4 protein-coding genes and 1 rRNA gene are annotated in these 3,313 nt (G+C 40.4%); 2 read left to right on the forward strand and 3 right to left on the reverse strand.

The annotated features are described in order from the left end of the window. Both DFO72_RS28960 and DFO72_RS28965 read right to left on the reverse strand, forming a co-directional pair. A 16S ribosomal RNA gene (locus DFO72_RS28960) occupies window positions 1-79 on the reverse strand; the annotation flags it as partial. 264 nt (window positions 80-343) lie between these two features. Continuing rightward, window positions 344-574, reverse strand: a complete 231-nt coding sequence (locus DFO72_RS28965) for a hypothetical protein (protein ID WP_113885923.1) — start codon at window positions 572-574, stop codon at window positions 344-346. A gap of 144 nt (window positions 575-718) precedes the next feature. On the opposite strand from DFO72_RS28965, the gene pdaB reads away from it, so the two are divergent. Then, window positions 719-1,471: a polysaccharide deacetylase family sporulation protein PdaB gene (gene pdaB, locus DFO72_RS28970; protein WP_113885924.1), complete on the forward strand. Its 753-nt coding sequence runs from the start codon at window positions 719-721 to the stop codon at window positions 1,469-1,471. A gap of 295 nt (window positions 1,472-1,766) precedes the next feature. Here the strand turns inward: pdaB and DFO72_RS28975 are convergent, their stop codons facing one another. Then, window positions 1,767-2,399 (reverse strand): KinB-signaling pathway activation protein, encoded by a 633-nt coding sequence (locus tag DFO72_RS28975; RefSeq protein WP_113885925.1) that lies wholly within the window; start codon window positions 2,397-2,399, stop codon window positions 1,767-1,769. Window positions 2,400-2,546: 147 nt separating this feature from the next. Between DFO72_RS28975 and gerD the strand changes: the two genes are divergently transcribed. Continuing rightward, a complete protein-coding gene (gerD, locus tag DFO72_RS28980) occupies window positions 2,547-3,191 on the forward strand; it encodes a spore germination lipoprotein GerD (RefSeq protein ID WP_113885926.1) in 645 nt (214 codons plus the stop codon). The last annotated feature ends 122 nt before the right edge of the window (window positions 3,192-3,313 follow it).

Genomic DNA, 3,313 nt, shown 5'->3' on the forward strand with positions numbered 1-3,313 from the left:
TCCCATCTGTCCGCTCGACTTGCATGTATTAGGCACGCCGCCAGCGTTCGTCCTGAGCCAGGATCAAACTCTCCATATAAGAGTTGATTAAGCTCATAAGTTGTCTTTTCAAAAAAGACTAATGATTTAACGTTGACGTTTTTGTTCGTTCAGTTTTCAAAGATCAATCCGCCGCTCAGAAGCGACTTTCTTAATATATCACGTGTCAGCTTCGACGTCAACAACTTTTTTAAGTTGTTTTTATTGGTGCTTTCCGTCATCAGCGACGTTTATTAATATACCAAGATACCAATAACAAGTCAACAACTTTTTTATATTTTTTTAATAAGAAAAGAAATATTTATTATCCCTTCTTTTCCCGATCCTGTCGGGAACGCATATATTTAAGGCAATCTGCTGGTGTTGCCATACGCTGAAATAAAGAAAATAAGATTTTATATCGTTCTTCCATAGCTCTTTTGACAATGTGGTCGATCCTGTCATCTTTTAAATCGAATAATATTTCGTCCATTTCCCGCTTAATGAGGTACTCCATTTCTTTCAGCTCTTTTTGGTTTAATAGCATTCCAATCATTTTCATGGCCTCCAATGTATTATTCAATTTGTTTTCTGTAGTATTTTTCCATTTAGGATTTATTATGAGTGAATTTTTTATACATGGAAGAGACAAGTTCAGCATAGGTATGGATTAGGAAGGTATCGGACGAGGTGAATTGTTATGAACTTTTTTTATGTATTGAATGGTAAGTCTTTAAAACAAGTTTCGCTGGTTGTCATTGCAGCATTTTTCACAGCTTGGTTCCTCTATATGCAGAGCATTGTCCATTTGCCTGCTTTTTCAGCCAAAGACGGGCCTAAAGCGATATACAAAGGGGAAAAAGATTTAGCCCTCACCTTTAATATAGGGTGGGGGGATGTAAAAGCAGAGCCCATATTGGATATTCTCAAAAAAGAGAATGTTAAAGCAGCGACCTTTTTTCTGGCGGGTTCCTGGGCTGAACGCCATCCGGATTTAGTTTCAAGAATCGTGAAAGAAGGTTACGAAATTGGAATTCTGGGCTATGGCTATGAAGATTATACAGAGCTGGAAGAAGACAAAATCAGGAGAGATCTCGCAAAGGCACAGGAAGCATTTAGAAAGCTGAATATTAAAGATATTAAGCTCGTGCGCGCCCCAACGGGACATTTTGACAAGAAAACGTTAAAGGTTGCTGAAAGGATGGGCTACACTGTTGTCCATTGGAGCGTTGATTCAAAGGATTGGACCAATCCGGGTGCAGAGAGGATTGCAGAAAATGTATCAAAAGCAAAAAAAGGAGACATTGTACTTCTGCATGCATCCGATTCTGCAAAACAAACAGCCAAAGCTCTTCCGCTCATTTTAAACGATGTAGAAGCCAAGGGACTCAAATTCGTTTCCGTTTCTGAAATGATTGCTAATGCTGAGACGAAGACAAATGAAATAAAATAGAAAGGCGAAAAACGCCTTGCCCACGAATGAACGCATACTAAAAACGCAACGTCCTCCCAAAAGGGGCCGCTTTGGTTTGTGCGATGTTTATGCTGACGAAGCCTTCCTTGTCCTGCGGCCTCAGGCACAAGACGAGCCCTGAAAAGAAGGTGTTCTTTCCTTCCGGAAGGGATTGGCTTATGTCTAGGGTCCCTAGGAGCGAAACAAGAAAAGCTTGTGGACTCAGGGGGGCTGCTTGCGCTAGACAATTATTACATTCAAAATTTTATCCTTAATTATAAACAAAAGCCATCCATTATTTGGATGGCTTTTGAGCTAGATTGCTTCGTTGTTTTTGAGAATCCTCATTTAATTTATGAAGGATAAGCAGCTGATAAGTGTTGCAGACTAATAATGGAAACAGCATAAGATATAGCCAGCTTTCCTCATTTACCCTTAAGACCGGCACCCACTCAATGGCGGTTACAACCACCATAAAAAATACTGCAGGAATAAATGCATGCTGATTGGTCTGCTTTGTTTTAATTGCTGCAACTATAAGTGCGACTATAAGAAGAAAAGCCGCTACTCCAATATATGGAATCATGCTGTCTCCCCCGCCCGCAAAAGCCTTATAGCGGAAGTAAACCAGGTCAAACAAAGCAAATAAAATTAGGACAATCTGAATAGGATTCCACAATCCTTTAAAAATCCCCAACCCAAAACGGTGTACTGTCAAATATGCAAAGAAGCCCATTTGGCTAATGATGCTGAAGATTAATCCTACACCTATAAGCCAGAAGAATACCGACAGAACCTCAAGGAAATCGAAGTCAGTAAAAATAGGCGCAAATTCATTCCAGCGCACAATAAATCCGACAACTCCAGTAGTTAATCCTCCAACTAAAAGAGTTGATATAAAAAGCTTTACCCAATTACGGCTAGTCAATTTATTTTTCCCCCATAATAAATAAATTCATTCTTTATGATTGTACCAACCAAAGTTTGAAAAATCTAGGCATTGTATTTCCAGCGCATAATATTTGCTGAATTTCTTCATTCTAAAGGTAAGGACACCTCTGAAAGGAGCTTCATCATGATAAAAAAATTCCGTTTGCTCCTTCCATTAGCGCTAGTGTTTTTCATATCAGGCTGCGGCCAAGGTGAATCAGGCAACGGCCAAATGGATTATGAGCAAACTAAAAAAATGGTTGTAGATATATTAAAGACCGATGAAGGAAAAAAGGCACTCGAAGAATTGATGACTGATGAAAAAATGCAGCAAAAGATGGTCATGGATCAAAAGGTAGTAGCAGATACCATTCAAAAAACCTTAACCTCTGATAAAGGAACAGAGTTTTGGAAGAAGTCCTTTGATGATCCGAAATTTGCCGAAAGCATGGCAAAAAGCATGCAGAAAGAAAATGAGCAGCTCTTAAAAGATCTAATGAAAGACCCTGAATACCGGGGAATGATGATAGAAGTACTTAAAGATCCCGAACTCGAAAAAGAAGTTACGGATGTCCTTAAAAGCAAGGAATATCGGGAGCATATACAAAAGGTAATGACCGAGACATTTGAAAGCCCGCTTTTTAAAGCAAAAATTCAGGACATCCTTCTGAAAGCAGCGGAAGAAACGAAAAGCGGCGGTCAGCAAGGCGGTGGAGAAAGCGGCGGCGGTGGCGGCGGCCAGGGTGCAGACCAAGGCGGCGGTGGCGGCGGCCAGGGAGGCGGAGCATAACTCCTTTTAAAAAAATACCTCTTCCAATGAACTATACCCCGATTTACGGACAGTTTAAAAAGCGCCTATGCGGCTAGTAAATGGCCCCGGTATTGCTCCGGGGTCATTTTATTTAAGCCCCA

The sequence above is a fragment of the Cytobacillus oceanisediminis genome, assembly GCF_004366035.1.
GTDB lineage: Bacteria > Bacillota > Bacilli > Bacillales > Cytobacillaceae > Cytobacillus > Cytobacillus oceanisediminis_C.

Excerpts from the sequence above, each read along its gene's own strand:
- DFO72_RS28965 (WP_113885923.1), bottom strand. The coding sequence starts at position 574 with ATGATTGGAATGCTATTAAACCAAAAAGAGCTGAAAGAAATGGAGTAC.
- pdaB (WP_113885924.1), top strand. The coding sequence starts at position 719 with ATGAACTTTTTTTATGTATTGAATGGTAAGTCTTTAAAACAAGTTTCG.
- gerD (WP_113885926.1), top strand. The coding sequence starts at position 2,547 with ATGATAAAAAAATTCCGTTTGCTCCTTCCATTAGCGCTAGTGTTTTTC.